This is a genomic window from Collinsella tanakaei (assembly GCF_016902615.1).
In the GTDB taxonomy this organism is placed as follows: domain Bacteria; phylum Actinomycetota; class Coriobacteriia; order Coriobacteriales; family Coriobacteriaceae; genus Collinsella; species Collinsella tanakaei_A.
This window is the reverse complement of record NZ_JACJMB010000041.1, coordinates 1-18,361: the sequence shown is the minus strand read 5'-3', so window position 1 is coordinate 18,361 and position 18,361 is coordinate 1. Positions and strand designations below refer to the sequence as shown.

Below are 18,361 nucleotides of genomic sequence, written 5' to 3'. Positions count from 1 at the left end.
ACCGGGGCGATGTCGCGCCCCGGTGGCACCAAACCACCCCGCCCCCGATGGAGACAAAAGGTATACTAGGCTCCATGAAGGGCGAACATACATACGATTCCGATACGTTCGCGTCCTCGCTGTTCGGCGCGTGGACGGAACCTGCGATCGGGCTGCTCGACCTCGACGCGTTTTTCGCGAGCGTGGAGCAGCTCGACCATCCCGAATGGCGCGGCAAACCCGTCATCGTGGGCGGTGACCCCGATGAGCGCGGCGTCGTCTCCACGGCCTCCTACGAGGCACGTCGCTTCGGGGTGCATTCCGCCATGCCGTCCGCCCAGGCGAAGCGGCTGTGCCCGCAGGCCATCTGGACGCACGGCCATTTCGATCGCTACCGCGAGATGAGCGCGCAGGTCATGGCCATTCTCGCCGACGAGACGCCCTATGTGGACCGCGTATCGATCGACGAGGCGTTCTTCGACATCAGCCCGGGCCGCTACTCCTCAGAAAGCCCCGTTGCGATATGCCAGCGCATCGCGCACCGCGTCTCAGAGCTCGGCGTGACGTGCTCGATCGGCTTGGGGCGAAACAAGACCGTCGCCAAGATCGCGAGCGAGCGCGACAAACCGCGCGGCCTCACCGTCATCGTGCCCGGAACCGAGGCGGGATTTCTCGCCCCGCTGCCCGTGCGCGCGATGAGCGGTATCGGGAAGGCCGCCGAGGCCGCCCTCGTCGCGCGCGGCATCCACACGCTGGGCCAACTCGCCGCCGCCGACCTCGAGTTGCTCCGGCCGGTATTCGGCGTGAACGCGGACATGATGCGGCAGAGGGCGGCGGGCGCGGAGGTGAGCGAGGTCACTCCGATCGACGCCGTCGACGAGGTGAAATCGGTAAGCAACGAGCGGACGTTCGGCACTGATTTGACCGACCGCGCCGACGTCGAGGCCGCCATCGCCCTGCTCGGCGAATCCGTCGGCCGTCGCCTGCGCCGGCGTGGACTGGCAGGCAGGACGGTCACCCTCAAGCTCAAATTCACCTACGGCAAGGGGAGGACCATCCAGCGCAAGCTCCCCCACCCGACCGATGACGAGAACATCTTCGTGCCGGTCGCGATCGAGCTGCTCGGCAGCGTATGGGCGCCCGGCATGCATATCAGGCTCGCCGGCCTCGGCATCAGCGATTTCGATATGACGGGCGGCGTGCAGACCGATCTGTTCTGCGAGGTCGACGACCGCGGCGTCCAGACGAGCGAGCGTCGGGAACTGTCGGTTGCCGTCGAGCGGGTCCGCGAGCGCTTCGGCCGCGGCGTCGTGAACTTCGGGCGCGCCTCCCGCTTCGATTCGGACGTGGTGCGCCGCGACAAGGCCTGATGTCCTCATGGGGGACGGGATAGTTTGGTGCCACCTTCGGTCGGCCCCGCTGCTGACCCGATCTTTTTAGCCCCTTTGCGCTGTCCCGCACGATCACCCGCGCACCTATGCCGGTCAGCCGCGCGACCTGCCCGGCCGTAAGGCCGATACCTCTCAGCGCGCACACGGCATCGCGCCGCAGCTTCACGGGCAAGGTCGCCACGACGGCGGGGCTTTTGCCCTCGAGCGCCATGCGCGCGGCGCTCGCGATGTCGTCATCGGCGATGTGCGCCCCGCTGACGACGAAGTACGTCCTGCGCTGCAGGTCCTCTGAAGCCTTCAGAAACCCCTGGCGACCGCCGAGCATGCCGAGGACCGTGTCCGTTGAGCAGCGAATCGCGCTTCCGTCGGCGCATTCCGCATAGCTGCACCAACGATAGCACGAGGGATGGACGCCCATCCCCTTCAAGGGGTTGTCGTGGATATAGAGGACGCACGCAATGAGCTGGCGATCCGTCTTGATCGGCACGCTGAAGAACCGCTCCTGGAACACCGACCCGGGACGCTGCGCGCGCTTGTTGAAATACATCGCATAGGCTGTTGTCAGGCGGTGCATACAGGCGCTGAGCTCTTGCTCGGTGTCTTCCAGCAGCATATGCACATGGTTGCTCATGAGGCACCACGCGATGAGGCGCAGCCGTGAGGCCTCGAGTATGCCGTCGAGCGTCTCGAGAAACTTCTGCCGGTCGGCATCGGCGTCGAAGAGATCCATCCCGCCATCGCCCTTCAGGATGACATGGTAGTACCCGCTATCGGCAATCTTCCTTCCCGCTCTGGGCATGGCCCTCCCCCGTTTCATATGTGCATGGCGGCCGTTTTGCCACGAGGGGAACCGTATGTGCACGGGCTTACCAGCAACCGGTTCGCACGTACCGATGTCCAACGCCGCTTCGACGACGAACCGTGAGGGCTCCGGCAGGAGCATCAAACAGGGCAGTTGGCTGGGGGACTTTCATAGAGGAAACCGAAAGGGCGCCCGCCTGCATAAGCACAGGCGGGCGCCCCGAAGGATGCCTTACGCAAAAACGTGCACAAGCATGTCCCGGATGAGGACAGAGTGGCACCAAACCACCCCGTCCCCAATGAGGACACTAGAGTGTGGGGGCGTCGCCCCAGAGCTTCTCCAGGCGGTAGTAGTCGCGCGCCTCGGGCGTGAACACGTGGACGATGACCGAGCCGTAATCCATAAGGATCCAGGAGCCCTCCTCACGGCCCTCGATGGAGAACGGGTGCTCGCCGCAGACCTTCGCGACGCGCTCCTCCACCTCGTCGATCACGGAGTCGGCCAGACGGCGGTTGGAGCCGGTGGCGATGACGAAGTAGTCGCACACGTCGGAGAGCTCGGTGAGGTCGAGCACGACGATGTCCTCAGCCTTCTTCTCGTCGGCTGCGGCGGCGGCGACGCGGGCGACCTCGACGGCCTCAACGCCGCGCGAAGAGGCGCTCGCGGCGGTGCGGTCGGCAGAGATACCGAAGCCCTCGAGGGCCTCGTCGCCGGTGAGCTCGTCGGTATCTGCGGCCAAGGTCGCCTCGTCGGCGCTGCCGGCGGTGTTCAGAATCTCGTCAGTCATGATGTCCTTTCTAGCAGGGTATCGAGCAGCTAATGCTCGAGCTCGAGCACGTAGCGGTTGTAGATGGAGATGGCGGTCGGGTACAGGTATCGCTTCGTCTGCATGACATAGATCAGGCCCTGCGCGAAGCAGTTGAAGAACAGGTGCTCAAGATCGACGTTGCCCACCTGGGCGCGCAGCTCGTCAGCGTATGCGCCCTTGCGCATGGGCTCGATCGCGTCGGCAACGAACACGACCATGTCGAGCTCGCTCATATCCTCGGCGCCCGAGGTATGGCGCGCCACGGCCTGGAACACGCTTGCGGGAAGCTCACCAAACAGCTCGGGCAGCTCCACCGCAGCGACCGGACCGTGCAGGAGCGCCACGGCGTTGGTCGGGGACCCGGCGATCTGGATGCCGTACTGGGCGGCGCGGGCGAGCAGCTCTGACTTGTCGAGGACCTTGTCCCAGTCATGCACGAGTCCGGCAGCCTCGGCAAGAAACGGGTCGACCCCGTAGGTCTTCGCGAGCTTCTTGGCCGTGCGCGCGACGCCGAGCGAATGGTTGCGGCGCTTCTTGTGGTCCCCCATCCGGACGTCGAGCATCTCCCGCATGCGGGCAAGATACGCCTTCTTGTCGTCAATCGTATACGAGTCTTCCACGGACTCGGCCTCCTTTACTCGCCGACCTGCGTCCCCTCGACGCGTTCCACCTTATGAACATTGTACAGGCCGTTCTTGCGGATATAGCCTATAACCGATTCGCTCGTGAGGTAGCGCACGCTTTTCTGCTCGCGCACCCGCTGGCGGATGTTCGTTGAGCTGATGGCGAGCGCGGGGATCTCGATGTAGCGCACGTCGAAGGGCACGCCCGATGCGACCACGCGCGAGCGCGCCTGCTCGATGTCGTACCCGGGACGGGTCGCCGCGATGAACGTGGCGAGCTCGGCCATCTGCTCGGCGTTGTGCCAGGTGACGAGGTCCAAAATGGCGTCAGCGCCGGTGATGAAGAAGAGCTTCACGTTATCGGGATACCGCGCGCGCAGCGCCCGCAGGGTATCGATCGTGTAGGTGACGCCCTCACGGTCGATCTCGAACCGGCTCGCGTCGAATGCGGGGTTCGCGGCCGTCGCGAGCACGGTCATCGCGTAGCGGTCCTCCGCATCGGTGACGTCGGCGTCCTGCTTGAAGGCGGGGCGCCCGGCGGGCATGAACAGCACCAGGTCGAGTGCGAGGGCCTCGCGCGCCTGTTCGGCGGTGACGAGGTGTCCGTAGTGGATGGGATCGAACGTACCGCCCATGATGCCGAGCCGATACTCATGGGTGGCCTCGGCGCCGAGCTCGGGCAGGCGCGGGCATGCGGGCTTCATGTGCTACTCCTCGAAGGGTTCGTCGTCGAGACCCACGAACGGGTCATCGTCGGCGCCCTCGTAGGCGAACGAGTAGCCCGTGATGCGGACCTCGTCGCCGCGTTTGCAGCCGGCGGCCTCGAGCGCATCGTCCACACCGATGCGCTGCAGGCGGTGCTGCAGGTAGATGACGGCGTCCTCGTTCTCCCAGTCCGTCTGCACGCACATGCGCTCGATGCCGCGGCCCACCACGCGCCAGACGTCGGCCGCCTCGCGCACGATCTTGAAGGCGCGGTCGCGCTCGCGACGACGGCGCTCCCACTGCTCATCGAGCTGCTCGACGGGGGCGGAGTCGTCGGGGGTGTTCGCCAGCTCGCGGCGGAGCTCGGCAACGCGTTCGCCCACGGCGAGCATGAGCGTCTGCAGGCCGGCTCCGGTGAGCGCGGAAACGGCGAAGAACTCGTGGCCGTCCTCGATCGCCGCGCGCTTCAGCGCCTCGACCTTCTCGGTGGCGCCGCTCACGTCGCACTTGTTCGCCACAACGATCTGCGGGCGCTCGGCGAGCTCCGCCGCATAGGCGCGAAGCTCCTCGTTGATGATGCGGTAGTCCTCGAGCGGGTCGCGCCCCTCGAAGCCGCCAGTCATGTCGACGACGTGCATGATGAGGGCCGTGCGCTCGATATGGCGCAGGAACTGGTGGCCGAGACCGCGGCCCTCGCTCGCGCCCTCGATCAGGCCGGGCACGTCGGCGACGACATAGGAGTAATCGCCGGCGCGCACGACGCCGAGGTTCGGGACGAGCGTGGTGAACGGGTAGTCTGCGATCTTGGGGCGCGCGGCGCTCATGCGCGCGATGAGCGACGATTTGCCGACGCTCGGCATGCCCACGAGGGCGGCGTCGGCCATGAGCTTCATCTCGAGCTCGATCCAGTGCTCCTCGGCCGGCTCGCCCTTCTCGGCGAACGTCGGGGCGCGGCGCGTCGGCGTCACGAAGTGCGTGTTGCCGCGACCGCCGGTGCCGCCGGGCGCCACGATGGCCCGTTCACCGTCGCGCGTGAGGTCGGCGATCTCAAAGAGCGGCTCCTGCGTCTCGGGATCGAGTTCGCGCACGACCGTGCCCATGGGAACCTTCAGCACGAGGTCCTCACCGTTCTTGCCGTCTCGACGCGAACCCTGGCCATGCGTGCCGCGCTCGGCACGAAAGTGATGCTTGAAGCGGTAGTCGATGAGCGAGGAGAGCTGCGCCGAGGCCTGGATGACAACGTTGCCTCCCCGACCGCCGTCGCCGCCGTCCGGGCCGCCCTTCGGAACGTAGGCCTCCCGGCGGAACGACATGCAGCCGGCACCGCCGTCGCCGCCCTTGACGTTGATACGGCAGATATCGGTGAACTGTGACATCGTGGTCCCTTTCATAAAGCAGAAGACCCTTGGATGTTCGTCCAAGGGTCTCCGTACGATGCGAAATGTTGCGAAGGGCGTCGCTTACGCGTTCACGGCCGGACGGACATTCACGCGATGCTTCACGCCGCGCGTGTACTCCACCGTGCCGTCGACGAGCGCGAACAGGGTGTCATCCTTGCCGCGACCGACGTTCTCGCCCGGGTGGATGTGGGTGCCGCGCTGACGGACGAGGATGGTGCCGCACTTCACGGTCTGACCGCCGAAACGCTTGCAGCCGAGTCGCTGAGCGTGGGAATCGCGGCCGTTACGGGACGAACCGAGACCTTTTTTGTGTGCCATGTCTGGTTACCTTCTTTCTTCAGTTCAAGCGGTTACTCAGCCGCGGGAGCCTCGGCCTCGACAGCCTTCTTGGCACGCGAGGTGGCCTGGACCTTCGTGATCTTCAGACGAGTCAGCTGCTGGCGATGACCCTTGAGGCGACGATAGCGCTTGCGCTTGTGGAACTTGAAGACAAGCTGCTTCTCACCCTTGAACTGGTCGACGATCTCAGCAGTGACCTTAGCCTTCGCAAGCTTGGCAGGATCCGTGATGATCTTCTTGCCGTCGTTCAGGAAGATGACGGGGAGCTCGACCTTGGTGCCGATCTCGCCCTCGATCTTCTCGACGTTCAGGACATCATCGGTGGCGACCTTATACTGCTTGCCGCCGGTAGAAACGATTGCGTACATTGTTTTGCCCTTCATGCATCAGTTAGTGCAACAGCCGAATATCCTAACAGGTGGTTATACGTGCGTCAACAAGGCGAAACGCATTTCACCCTGCTAATTCACAAGGACGGCACAGACGAGACCGAGATGGGAGCAGAGGTTGTCTCGCCAGCGCGCAGGGGACTCAAGAGGGATCCGTCAGCATCCTCTACGTACTGGGCAGTCCTCGTTACAGAATAGCGCGAAAACGCATGGAGTTCCTGGATTCCCGTCGAAACGATAGGACCTTCAAATTCCACGTCCGGCGTGAGCGCGCGGTCGAGGGCCGCGATGAGAATCTCGGGGCGCAGGGCGCCATCGTTGCTGATGCGCGTGTCGAGCACGATGGTGCATGGTCCCGCCTCGGTGTGACGGGACACCTCGAATCCGACGAGCGTCGAGACCAGATCGAGCGTCTTTGCCTTGCCGCTGCGGACATAGGGGATGCTCCCCTCCGAGGCGATGACGCGCAGGGCCCCCTCAAGCTGTGCGGCCGTGATGCGTAAGCGCGCGCACGAGAGATCCACCCGGTAGACGGTGCGCGTGATCTCGGCGGTGAGCGCCGGCGTGCGCAGGTCGATATAGCGCAGCTCCTGTGGGGCGAGGTCCTCCGGCGCCGCTGCGACAAGGCGCGCGAGCGCCTCGGGGGCGGCGACGTAATCGGTGAGGAATACGTCGAAGTACTCGGCATCGGAGGAGGTGCCGACGGGCAGCGCCGAGGTGAAGCCCACGCGCATATGCGGGGAGAAGCCCTGGGTCACGGCGTAGGGAAGCTGTGCGCGTCGGACGATGCGCTCGATGGTGTGCGCGAGCTCGAGGTGGCCGAGATATGCCAGCCTGCCGTGCTTGATGTAGCGGATGCGCGCACGGAAGCGCGCCTGGGTCGCCTCGCTCATTTGCGATCACCTGCCAATATGTTGTCGACGTGCAAGGTCGGGCATACGCCGCACCCCGTGCAGCTCGTGCGCGAGCAGTCGGGTGTGGTGATGCCGTCGAGCGCGCGGCGGTACTCGCGGGCAAGGTAGCCCTTCGAGACACCGGAGCTGATATGGTTCCACGGCAGGGGCTCATCGAGGCCATAGGGCGTCCCCGCGACGGCGCGCAGGTCGATGCCCGCCTCGGCGGCCGCCTCCTCCCAGCGCGCAAGGTCGAACTGCTCCGTCCAGGCGTCGAAGCGCGCCCCGCGACGCCATGCACCGAGGATCACGGGCGCGATGTCGCGCCCGCCGCGCGACAGGACCGCCTCGAGCAGCGAGGTGTCCGCATCGTGGTAGTGGACGCGCACCGCCCGGTTGCGCACGCTGTGGATGAGCAGCTGCTGGCGGCGCTTGACCTCCTCGTCGGGGGTCTGGCCGCACCATTGGAACGGCGTGGAGGCCTTGGGGATGAACACCGAGCAGGAGACGGACACCGAGATGCCGCCGCGCTGACCCTTCGGCACGACCTCGCGCGCCAGCTCGTAGGTGCGGTCGGCAAGCTCGGCGATCGCGACGATGTCCTCGTCGGTCTCACCGGGCAGGCCCATCATGAAATAGAGCTTGCAGCGGCGCCAGCCGGCCTCGAAGGCCGCGCGCGTGGCGCGCTCGAGATCGTCCTCGGTCACGTTCTTGTTGATGATGTCGCGCAGGCGCTGGCTGCCGGCCTCCGGCGCGAACGTGAGGCCGCCCTTCTTCTCCCCCGCCACGCGCGCGGCCATGTCGATGCCGAACGAATCGAGGCGCTGGCTGGGAATCGACACGCGGATGCCGGTGTCCTCCAGGCGGCGGTTCAGACGGTCGAGCACCGCGGTGCAGCAGGAATGGTCGGTGGTCGACAGCGAGGTGAGCGACACCTCGTCATAGCCCGTCCGCTCGAGGCCGGCAACGACGGCGGAGACGATCTGGTCGCTGGTGCGCTCGCGGACCGGACGGTACGTCATGCCCGCCTGGCAGAAGCGGCACCCGCGCGCGCACCCGCGTAGCACCTCGATGGACAGGCGATCGTGGACGAGCTGGGCATAGGGCACGATGGACTGGGGCACGGGGTCGGTGGCACCGAAATCGGCGACGACGCGCTTGTGGACGACCGCGGGCGCACCGTCGCGCGGCACGGCATGCCCATGGGCGCCCGCACCCTCGCCCACGACGATGTCGTAGAGGGACGGCACGTAGGTTCCCGGGATGTCGGCGAGCGCGCGCAGGATCTCCGCGCGCGGAGCCCCGGCGTCGCGCAGGCGGCGGTGCGCCTGGCAGACCTCGGGCAGATGCTCCTCGCCCTCGCCGATGAGGATAGCGTCGATGAAGGGAGCGTAGGGCTCCGGGTTGTAGACGGACGGGCCGCCGGCGAGCACGATCGGGTCGTCTTCGCCGCGGTCGGCGGACAGAAGCGGGATGCCGGCGAGATCGAGCGTCTCGAGCAGGTTCGTGACGGCCATCTCGTGGGGGATGTGCAGGCCGACCGCATCGAAGGAGGCGACAGGGGCCGCCCCCTCGAGCGACAGCAGCGGCACGCCGGCCTCGCGCATGAGGTCAGCCATGTCGACCCAGGGCACGTAACCGCGCTCGCAGGAGATGCCCTCCTGCTTGTTCAGTACGGAGTAGAGGATGGCGATGCCCTGGTTCGGCAGGCCGACCTCGTAGACATCCGGATAGATCAGGCACACCCGGTAATCGGCCTCGGCATTCGTGAGGGTCCCCCACTCGTGGTCTATGTAGCGGCTCGGCTTCTCCACGCGCGCGAGCAAAGGCTCGATCTCGGCGAACCGGCTCTCGTAGGGCATCCTCATCTAGGCAGCCTCTCCCTCGGGGCGAACGGTCTTGATGACGCCGCCGACGACGCCCTTCATACCGGCGGCGGCGCGCTTCACGGCATCGTTTGCCGGCGTATAGTCGATATCATGCTCATAGAGTGCCATGAGCGCGCGGCCCATGGCGACGGTACCGGCAGCCCCCACAAGCGCCTTCACGACGAAGCCCATGCGCGGTACCTGCCGTGCGGCGGCGCGGGCGAAGGCGCGGCACGCAAGACCGCCCGCGAGGATGCCCGCCGCCTCGTAGCCGCGCTCGGGCGCGATGGGCTTGCCGAACATGCCGGCGAGGTCGAACATCATACCGAGCTGGGCGAGCGCCATGACGGGGAAATCGGAGCCCGGGATGAACGCGAGGGCACCGGTCGCCATGTTCGTGAGCGCACAGGAGGTGATGGAGCGCATGGCCGCCGCAATACGCATGAACGGGAAGTTCGCCGCGAACGCGGTGTCCTTATCCGTCCGGTCGAGAATCCAGCGCGCGAGCGTTTCGAGCAGATGCGTCTTGTTCGTGGACGCGATGAGCCCGAGCATGGGCGTGTCATGGACGATGAAGGGCGCCTCGACGCTCGACTCGCACACCACGGCGCACGGGGCGCCCGCGACGACGATCTGCTGCACGGCGGCCTGCAGGTCATCGGAGCCGCAGGTGATGACGATCGAGATGTCGGTGTCCGTCTTGACGGACAGCTCGCCTGAGAGCGGCTGGACCCTCACGAGGGCTGCCGTCGTCTGCGGGACGAACGCATCGCGGATCGTCTCGATGAGAAACGGGGTGGCTGACGAGTCGACGAAGACGCTGACGCGGACGGGCTCGTCGGTGTCCTTGATGGCGGTGACGCCCATCTTGAGGGCGTCGGCGAGCTTATTGATGGGAATGCGCACGGTACCTCCTCAACGGTAGCGATTCAGGAACGCGGTGCTGCGGACGCAGCTTCGACGGATCAGGCGGCCTTCGCCCGGTGGCGCCAGATGGACTGGACGATGCCGACGTTGGCCATCTGCATGATCATTGAGCTGGACCCGAAGCTGATGAACGGCAGCGGGATGCCGGTGATGGGCATGAGGCCGATGCACATGCCGATGTTCTCGAGGATCTGGAACAGCCAGATGCCGACGATGCCGACGCCCACGAGCTTCAAGAACAGCGAATCGCTGCGAAACGCCACGCGGATGGTGGAGAAGATCAGCAGGGCGAACAGGGCGAGAAGCACCAGGGCGCCCACGAACCCGAACTCCTCGCACAGCAGAGCGAAGACGAAGTCGGTATGCGCCTCGGGCAGAAAGCCCTCGCCAGCCTGCGAGGCGGCTCCGATACCCTTGCCGAAAAACCCTCCGGAGCCCACGGCGATGAGGGACTGCATGAGGTTGTAGCCCGCACCCGAGGTGTCTGCCGTGGGGTCGATGAACACGAGCAGGCGGTTCATCTGGTACTGCTTGATCAGCACATCGCGTCCCAGCAGGCTGTCGACAACCGAATCGGCGGCAAGCAGGAGTGCGACGAGGCCGATGATGATGGCGATGGTCGAGAGCACCCACTCCTTCTTCGGACCGCTCATCATGATGATGATGGCGCCGGAGAAGAACACCACGAGGCCGCTGCCGAGGTCGCCCGCGACGATGACGGCCATGAAGGGGATGGCGAGCATGGCGCAGAGCTTCACGTACTCGCGCACGTTGTCGATCTTGCCGTTGTACTGGGCGCCGAGGGCGGCCACAAGAAACACCGTCAGGATCTTCGCGAGCTCGACCGGCTGGAAGGTCAGGTGGATGAACGGAATCTGAATCCATCCGGTCATGCCCTTCGCGTTATACGACAGCCCAGGGATATAGGGTGTGAAGATCACGATGATGTCTAAGATGAGCAGGGCCGTCGAGAGGTTTGCGAACCCACGGAAGTCGTAGCTCCAGCAGATGACGGCGAGCATGGCGCCGATGCCGATGCCAAGCAGGTGGCGCGAGAAGGATGCATCGGCGATGGAGAGTGATGCCGTCCAGATGACAAGCGCGCCGTAGGCGACGAGGCCCGCCGCGGCGAGCAGCACGGGAACGTTGACCATCTTGCTGAACGATCCGCGCGAGACGACCAAGCGCTTGTTCACGCGCTTCAGCGAGTCGCTTGCCGGGGCGCTCTGGGGCCGGGGGCGCGCGTTTGCCAATTGAGCCATATCGCTTCCTTTATCGAGAGCCGTCGCCCGCATCGACGGCGGCGGTGTCGGGTTGGTTGTAGATGACGCCGAGGACATGGCGCACAGCGTGAATGGCTGTGGTTCCACCGAAGCCGCCCTGTTCCACCAGCGCGGCGACGACGTACCTGGGGTCGTCGGCCGGCGCATACGTGACGAACCAGGAGTAATCGTCCTCGCCTGACTTCTGACCGGTTCCCGACTTGCCCGCGACGAGCACGTCGAGGTTCGTGAAGTGAGATGCCTGGGAGGCGGATTCCTCGTAGATAACGCCCTGGAGCGCATCTTGAACGAGATCCATATCGGATTGTTGCCGATATTCGCCGGTCAGGCGCTCGCGCGGCTCATAGCTCACCGCATCGCCCTCGCCGTCGCGGCTCACCGCAGAGAGGAACACGTGGGGCACGAACTCCTTGCCGCCGTTGGCGATGCCGGCGTAGACGCAGGCCATCTGCAGCGGGGTCACGAGGATGTCTCCCTGGCCGATGACGATGTTGCACATGTCGCCGGCGTTCCACTCGCGGTCGGCGTTCTCCCAGTTGGAGAAGTAGTCGTACTTCCACTGGGCATCGGGCACGCGCCCGGAGCTCTCCGCGGGCAGGTCCACGCCGGTCGCCTCGCCCAGCCCCCAGCGCCGAAAGACCTCCTGGAGACCCTCGGGATGCTGCTCATCGTAGTAGAAGCCCTTGCCGATCTCGTAGAACACCGGGTCGCACGACATGACGATGCCATTGCGCAGCGTCATGGGGCCGTGGCCGGAGTGGTCCCAGCAGTAGCGCCCGTTGGCCTCGCCCATGCCCGTCCACCAGCCGGTGCAGTTCGTTACGGTTTTCTCGTCCATGATGCCAAACTCGAGCGCGGCGAGCGCGGAGAGCGGCTTGATGGTCGAGGCGCTCATGTACTCGCCGGCGATAGCGCGATTCACCATGGGGTGGCCGCCGTCGTCGCTGTTGAGCACGTTCCAGACGTCGGTGGACACGCCGCCGATGAAGACGGACGGATCGAACTTCGGGGCGCTCGCCATGCCGAGGATCTCGCCGTTCGTGCAGTCGAGGCAGACGCAGGCACCGCGCGTTGCGTTCTCGTTGCCCATGTTCTTCGCGATCTCCATGGCGCGGGCGAGGCCATCCTCGCAGGCCTGCTGGATGGTGATGTCGAGCGTGAGCTTGATATCGCTGCCAGGCTCGGGCGGCACCGCGCCGGTCTGACCGGTGACGTTACCCGAGGCGTCAACCTGGACAGTCTGCTCACCTCGAATGCCCTGCAGCAGACTCTCGTACTGGATCTCCACGCCGGCCTGACCCACGATGTCTCCGGACTGGTAGGTGATGGTGCCGGCAGAGGTGTCGCCGGACTCCTGCTGCTGATCTTGGGCCTCGAGCTGCTCTTGCGTGATGGTGCCCGTATACCCGAGCACATGCGCCGCGAGCTCCCCGTGCGGGTAGACGCGCTCGGTGCGCTCGACCACCTCGACGCCGGGGAACACGCCCACGTGCTCCTGGATATAGGCGACGGTGGAGCGCCGGACGTCCGAGGCGATCGTATGCAGGCTCTGGGCGCCCTGGTTGTAGTCCTGGATGTTGCGGCGCACGGCGACATACGGCATGCCGAGCACGTTCGCCAGATGGCGCACGAGCACGGTGTCGTCGGCAAGGTCGCGATAGCCCGCCACCGTCAGGCTCGCGCGGTTCGCCACAAGCGGCTCGCCGTTGCGATCGAGGATGCGGCCTCGCGGGGCGGGCGTGGTGACGGTGCGCGTCTGGTTCTGGACGGACAGCTCCTCGTAGTAATCGGAGGAGACCATCTGCATGCTCCAAAGCTTGGCGATGATGGCGGAGAAGATGACGCCGGCGCCGGCTGCGAGCATGGTGAAGCGCCCTTTGAAGGCGACGCCGGGGGTACTTCCCTCGCCCTCAGTGGCGCGAGGGCGTGTTCCGTTTTGCGTGTCGTAGGTGAATTTACCGCCGGCGCTCCTCAGAAACAGCAGCGACCCGATGATCGCGATGATGAGGATGACGCCGGCAATGATAACGACGATGCGAGCATCCATTGCGGCCCATACCTCCTAACGCGGAATCTTGTAGCGGGACGATTTCGTGCGCGCGGTGAAGCCGCGCTGGGTGGAGGCGCCTCCCAGGATGGCGAGAAACGCCAGCGAGACGAGGGAGTTCAGCACCGTAGACGAGAGGCCGTGACCGAGCAGGGCCCATAAAAGATTCGTCTGCACACCCAGAAGGAACAGGCAGAAGCCGTAGAACAGATTCGCAGCGAACATGGCGATGACCACCAGGCGAACGGAGTCGCGCGTAAGACCGCCTAAGGCCCCGCGGGCGGAGCTCGCGATCACGAACGATGCGAAACAAAGTATGAGCGCCATGAGGCCGACGGGGGCCGCCGACGTCATGTCGTAGAACAGGCCGCAGGCGAACCCGATGATGGCCGCGGAGCCAGCCTCGCTCGACAGGGCAAGCGTGAAAGCGAGCACCATCATGAAGTTCACCGTGCCGCCGGCGATAGAAATCTGGGGGCTTAGCGCCACCTGCAGCACAGCGGCGACGATAGCTATGATCCAGACGCTCTTGACGGTGCGTGCGGGCTCCCGCAGCGGCATGGCCTCTCCCCTTTCTAAAAACGCTTAGGCTTCGGAATCGTCAGTGCCGGAATCGTTCTCATCCGCTGTGCTATCCTGCCCGCTTCCGTCAGAATCTCCCGCGGCGTTATCCGACTCCCCAGAATCACCATCTGATGCAGCAGCGGTCGCCGCGTCGTTGGCTTGGGCGACATCCTCGTCGGTCGCCACCTGATCGGCGTTGAGCGAGGTGATAACGAGTACCTCCTCGTTGTTCTCAGTAGAGGACTGGGTGCGAACCGAGATCGTGTAGTAGACGTCGTTGTCGCTCTTCTCGACCGATGTGACGGTGCCGAGGGGCAGCCCCTTCGGAAACACGCCGCCGATACCGGAGGTGATAACGATGTCGCCGACCTTGACTTCAGCTTCAGCCGGGACGTACTCGAGACGCAGACTGCCGTCGGGCTGGCCGCGGAGCATACCCTGCGCGCGCGAGCTTTGGATCATGGCCGCGACACCGGAGGTCTCGTCGTTGATCAGCAAGACAGTCGAGACGTTCAGGGCGCATTCGGTGATCTGCCCGATGACCCCATAGGCGTTGCAAACCGGCATGCCGACCGTGAAGCCGTCCGCCGACCCCTTGTCGATGGTGACCGTCTGCGTCCAGGCATCGGAGGAGCCACCGATGATGCGCGCCGCCGTGGACTGGAGATTATAGGTCGACTGCAGGCCGACAAGCGCCTCAAGGCGCGTCGCGGTCTCCTGGGCCTCGGAAAGCTCGGCGACCTTCGCGGTGAGCTCAGCGTTCTGGTCGCGCAGATCGGACAGGGTCTCCTGGGAAGCCGTGAGGTTCGAGAAGATGTTGCCGAGCGCGTTGAAAGGCGAAGCGATCACGGACCCGGCCATCTTGAGCGGGCTGGTGACGGTGACGACACCGGAGCGCACGGCATGGATGGGGCCGGTATCCCCCTCACGTATATAGAACGTCAGAAGGAGCACCGACAGCACACATAAAACAATCAACGGGCGTAATCCCGTTGATTGCTGTTTCGTATTCAGATGCGAGGAAGGGTACTTCTGGGTACGAGGCAACCTGTAACAATCCTCCCGAATTAAGCGTTGCTCTGGACGAATCCGCCGTCGAACGCGTTGGCCTCGAGCACGCGGGCGCAGCCGTTGACGACGTTATCGAGGGCGGTCGGGCTCACGTTCACCGCGACGCCGGTCTCGTCACGCAAGCGCACATCGAGACCGCGCAGCAGCGCGCCGCCGCCGGTGAGCAGGATTCCGTAGTACATGAGGTCCGAGGCGAGATCGGGCGGCGTGGCGTCGAGTGCCTCCTTGACGGCCTTTGTCATCTCGTCGAGCGGCTTGTTGAGTGCACGCCGGATCTCCTCGCTCTCGATGCGCACGGTCTTCGGCAGACCGGAGATGACGTCGCGGCCGTTGACCTCGACGTCGAGCTCGTCTTTCAGCGGGACCGCGGAGCCGACTTTGATCTTGATGTCCTCGGCGGTGCGCTCGCCGATAGCGAGGTTGTACGCGTCGCGGACATGCGACAGGATGGCCTGATCGAACTCGTCGCCGGCGATGCGGATGGACTGCGACACGACGATGCCGCCCATGGCGATGACCGCGACCTCGGTCGTGCCGCCACCGATGTCGACGACCATGGAGCCGGTCGGCTCCTCGACGGGCAGGTCGGCGCCGATCGCTGCCGCCATGGGCTCCTCAATCAGATACGCCTGGCGGGCACCGGCGGAGATGGTCGCTTCGAAGACGGCGCGCTTCTCGACGCTCGTGACGCCGGAGGGGACGCACACGACGACGCGGGGACGCGGGGTCCAGGGATAGCGCTTCTCGCTCGCCTTGTCGATGAAGTAGCGCAGCATCGCCTCGGTGACGTCGAAGTCGGCGATGACGCCGTCCTTCAGGGGACGCACCGCGACGATGTTGCCCGGCGTGCGGCCGAGCATGCGCTTGGCGTCGATACCCACCGCGAGGATGCGTTCATCGTTCTTATCGATGGCCACGACGGAGGGCTCGCGGATGACGATACCCTTGCCGCGCACCGATACCAAGGTGTTGGCCGTGCCGAGGTCGATGGCAAGATCGCCCCCGTACGAACCGAAAAACATGTCCATCAAAGAAAACAAAACCGCTCCTCGGGTCTTGTGGTGTGCCGGTATGCACGTTGCATGCGCATCTAGGAGTGTAGTGCATCTCCACCGCGCCGCGCACCGGTAGGCGCGCGGACGGCAAAGAATACACTACTCGAGAGCTGAGGCGCTAGACGGTTGCCTCCTGGGCGCCGGTATCGTCGGTGGTGCCGGCATCCGCAGCATCCCCGGCCGCACCCTCATCGGTCGCACCCTGGTCGGTACCATCGGTCGAGCCCTCGCCGAGATCACCGAAATCCATCGTCATGGTCTCGACCGCCCAGCCGATGTGGTTCGAGCTGCGGACGAAGTGCACATCGTAGGTGACCGTACCGCCCTGCGCGAAGGCGACATCCACCGTCGCGTCGCTTTCGGTCATGCCGGCATCGAGACCGGTGACAGTCGGGGTCGCCTCGCCCAGACCGGAGATGTTGCTCACGATCATGGACTTCGCCTCGTCGGAGAGGTTCGGGGATAGGTACTGATCGTAGTCATCGGAGCCGTCGGCCACCGCGGTGAACAGACCGGAGATGGCGTCCTGCTGCGACGGGAAGCCGAAGCCGCGGGTGTAGGCGAACGCCGCACCACCGACTGCTAGGACGAGCAGGATCAAGATGACGATGAAGACCTTGAGGCCCGTGTGGCGATGCTTGCGGCGGACCTTCGCAGCGCGACGGTCCTGCTGGATCATCTCGGACTCGGTGATGGTGAAGAAGCCGGTGTCTGAGGGGTCGGGCATGAAGTTGCCTGTGGTGCCCATGGGATCGAGCGGGTCGACCGCCGCGGCGGGCATGCTCTGGGACGTAGCCGGAGACGGCTGCTGCGGTGCCGCGGGCGTGATGGAAGCTTGGGCGTTGACCGTATCGCGAGCGCGCTCGAACTCCTGCTGCTGGTCGGGGGTGAGCTGGTAAATACCATCGGCGGTGGCGCGGCCGAACGCATCGACCGCATCGGACATGCGCCCGGCTGCCGCATAGGCGCACCCGAGACCCGCCTGGATCGTGCGCGGGTCGTCATGGGCGCTCACGTAGTCAAGGGCGGTGAGGTAGGATTCGACGGCATCGTCGGGACGGCCGAGCTTGATGAAGCAGTCGCCCAGGCTCGCGAGTGCAGAGGAGGGCGCGGGGTTCGCGCCGTCGATAGCGGCAGAGCGGAAGGCGACGCCGGCCTCAGCCGTGCGGCCGAGCTTCATGAGGGCATTGGCCAGACCGAGGTAGGCCTTATAGGGCGTGGCGTAGATGGTGTCCTTCGTCGCGGCGGTGAACGACTCGACGGCCCCCTCGAGGTCGCCGGTGGCGGCGAGCGCCTTGCCGCGGTTCGTGAGCAGCGCGCCGGCCTTGCCGTAGCGCGTGTCGGCAAGGGCCTCGGTATAGGCCTGGGCCGCATCCGCATACAGGCCGAGCTTCATGAGCGAGTTGCCGCGAAGGTGATCGGCCTCGCCGCACGGCTCGTTGGGCTCCTTGGCGGCGAGGAACATCTGAGCGGCGGCGGAATAGTCGCCAGCGCGGTAGGCGGCGCGGGCGCGATCAAAATACTGTGCGTTCACTACTGCTCCTTATGGACGATATCGACATGGACGATCTCATCACCGGCGCGGAGGCTCTTGATGACATCGAGACCCTCGATGGTGGTGCCGAACACAGTGTAGCCCGAATCGAGCGCATGCTGCGGGCCCAGGCAGAAATAGAACTGGGAGCCAGCGGAATCGGGGTGCTGCGAGCGCGCCATGGCAAGCGCGCCGTCGACGTGGCTGTTGTGCGGGTTGGTGGCGAACTCGGCCTTGATGCAGTACCCGGGGCCACCCGTGCCGGGGCGACCGTCGGGCCCGGGCCGCCCGGCGGCGACATCCTCGCCGGACATGTTGCGGGTGTTCGGGTCTCCGCCCTGGATGACGAACCCGGGCACATAGCGATGGAACTTCAACCCATCGTAGAAGCCGGAGGTTGCGAGCTCGCAGAAGTTCGCGACGTGAATGGGCGCCCCCGCGCCGTCAAGCGCGACGCGAATCGTGCCACGCGAGGTCTCGATAACCGCGACCTCGTCACCGACAACCGGATAGGTGGGCTCATATAGTCTTTTTCCGAACATCGCGGGACCCCTTCGGCGTATCGAGGTGTACATATCTCGATAATCTTACCAAAACGTATGGGATTCACACGTTTGGCATAGACAAGTTGCCGGGGTGTGTCCTCATCGGGGACGGGGTAGTTTGGTGCCACGCGGAGGGCG

The 18,361-nt window shown here is 65.3% G+C and carries 17 protein-coding genes and 1 pseudogene; 1 reads left to right on the top strand and 17 read right to left on the bottom strand.

Going from position 1 to position 18,361, the window contains the following annotated elements:
• Positions 1-74: 74 nt before the first annotated feature.
• Entirely contained in the window at positions 75-1,349 is a 1,275-nt protein-coding gene (dinB, locus tag H6A21_RS09885; RefSeq protein WP_204562574.1) for a DNA polymerase IV, read from the top strand.
• A 514-nt stretch (positions 1,350-1,863) separates the two neighbouring features.
• Here dinB and H6A21_RS11330 read toward each other — a convergent pair.
• The 17 genes and pseudogenes from H6A21_RS11330 to H6A21_RS09800 form a co-directional block, all read right to left on the bottom strand.
• A pseudogene (locus H6A21_RS11330) lies at positions 1,864-2,100 on the bottom strand (transposase); the annotation flags it as partial.
• Between the two features lie 379 nt (positions 2,101-2,479).
• Positions 2,480-2,959, bottom strand: coding sequence for a ribosome silencing factor (gene rsfS, locus H6A21_RS09875; RefSeq protein WP_204562573.1), 480 nt, complete (start codon positions 2,957-2,959; stop codon positions 2,480-2,482).
• 29 nt (positions 2,960-2,988) lie between these two features.
• The gene (gene yqeK / locus H6A21_RS09870) at positions 2,989-3,600 is read right to left on the bottom strand and encodes a bis(5'-nucleosyl)-tetraphosphatase (symmetrical) YqeK (protein WP_342636099.1); all 612 of its coding nucleotides are present in this window, start codon (positions 3,598-3,600) and stop codon (positions 2,989-2,991) included.
• Positions 3,601-3,614: 14 nt separating this feature from the next.
• Positions 3,615-4,307, bottom strand: coding sequence for a nicotinate-nucleotide adenylyltransferase (gene nadD, locus H6A21_RS09865; protein WP_204562572.1), 693 nt, complete (start codon positions 4,305-4,307; stop codon positions 3,615-3,617).
• A 3-nt stretch (positions 4,308-4,310) separates the two neighbouring features.
• Positions 4,311-5,684: a GTPase ObgE gene (obgE, locus tag H6A21_RS09860; protein WP_204562571.1), complete on the bottom strand. Its 1,374-nt coding sequence runs from the start codon at positions 5,682-5,684 to the stop codon at positions 4,311-4,313.
• Positions 5,685-5,768: 84 nt separating this feature from the next.
• The gene (rpmA, locus tag H6A21_RS09855) at positions 5,769-6,026 is read right to left on the bottom strand and encodes a 50S ribosomal protein L27 (RefSeq protein ID WP_204562570.1); all 258 of its coding nucleotides are present in this window, start codon (positions 6,024-6,026) and stop codon (positions 5,769-5,771) included.
• Positions 6,027-6,058: 32 nt separating this feature from the next.
• On the bottom strand, positions 6,059-6,415 hold the full coding sequence (gene rplU / locus H6A21_RS09850) for a 50S ribosomal protein L21 (RefSeq protein ID WP_204562569.1): 357 nt from the start codon (positions 6,413-6,415) through the stop codon (positions 6,059-6,061).
• 98 nt (positions 6,416-6,513) lie between these two features.
• Entirely contained in the window at positions 6,514-7,329 is an 816-nt protein-coding gene (locus H6A21_RS09845; protein ID WP_204562568.1) for a TIGR03936 family radical SAM-associated protein, read from the bottom strand.
• On the bottom strand, positions 7,326-9,197 hold the full coding sequence (locus tag H6A21_RS09840; protein ID WP_204562567.1) for a TIGR03960 family B12-binding radical SAM protein: 1,872 nt from the start codon (positions 9,195-9,197) through the stop codon (positions 7,326-7,328). Before H6A21_RS09840 ends, H6A21_RS09845 begins: the two co-directional genes overlap by 4 nt.
• The gene (locus tag H6A21_RS09835) at positions 9,198-10,103 is read right to left on the bottom strand and encodes a hypothetical protein (protein WP_204562566.1); all 906 of its coding nucleotides are present in this window, start codon (positions 10,101-10,103) and stop codon (positions 9,198-9,200) included.
• Between the two features lie 59 nt (positions 10,104-10,162).
• Positions 10,163-11,386: an FtsW/RodA/SpoVE family cell cycle protein gene (locus H6A21_RS09830; RefSeq protein WP_204562565.1), complete on the bottom strand. Its 1,224-nt coding sequence runs from the start codon at positions 11,384-11,386 to the stop codon at positions 10,163-10,165.
• Positions 11,387-11,396: 10 nt separating this feature from the next.
• Complete coding sequence (gene mrdA, locus H6A21_RS09825) at positions 11,397-13,454, bottom strand: penicillin-binding protein 2 (protein ID WP_204562564.1); 2,058 nt, start codon at positions 13,452-13,454, stop codon at positions 11,397-11,399.
• Positions 13,455-13,469: 15 nt separating this feature from the next.
• On the bottom strand, positions 13,470-14,015 hold the full coding sequence (gene mreD / locus H6A21_RS09820) for a rod shape-determining protein MreD (RefSeq protein WP_204562563.1): 546 nt from the start codon (positions 14,013-14,015) through the stop codon (positions 13,470-13,472).
• A 24-nt stretch (positions 14,016-14,039) separates the two neighbouring features.
• Entirely contained in the window at positions 14,040-14,996 is a 957-nt protein-coding gene (gene mreC / locus H6A21_RS09815) for a rod shape-determining protein MreC (RefSeq protein WP_204562562.1), read from the bottom strand.
• A gap of 89 nt (positions 14,997-15,085) precedes the next feature.
• The gene (locus H6A21_RS09810; RefSeq protein ID WP_275052026.1) at positions 15,086-16,117 is read right to left on the bottom strand and encodes a rod shape-determining protein; all 1,032 of its coding nucleotides are present in this window, start codon (positions 16,115-16,117) and stop codon (positions 15,086-15,088) included.
• Positions 16,118-16,262: 145 nt separating this feature from the next.
• Positions 16,263-17,678, bottom strand: a complete 1,416-nt coding sequence (locus H6A21_RS09805; RefSeq protein ID WP_204562561.1) for a tetratricopeptide repeat protein — start codon at positions 17,676-17,678, stop codon at positions 16,263-16,265.
• Positions 17,678-18,220: a peptidylprolyl isomerase gene (locus tag H6A21_RS09800; RefSeq protein ID WP_204562560.1), complete on the bottom strand. Its 543-nt coding sequence runs from the start codon at positions 18,218-18,220 to the stop codon at positions 17,678-17,680. The genes H6A21_RS09805 and H6A21_RS09800 overlap by 1 nt, the downstream gene beginning before the upstream one ends.
• Positions 18,221-18,361: the final 141 nt, after the last annotated feature.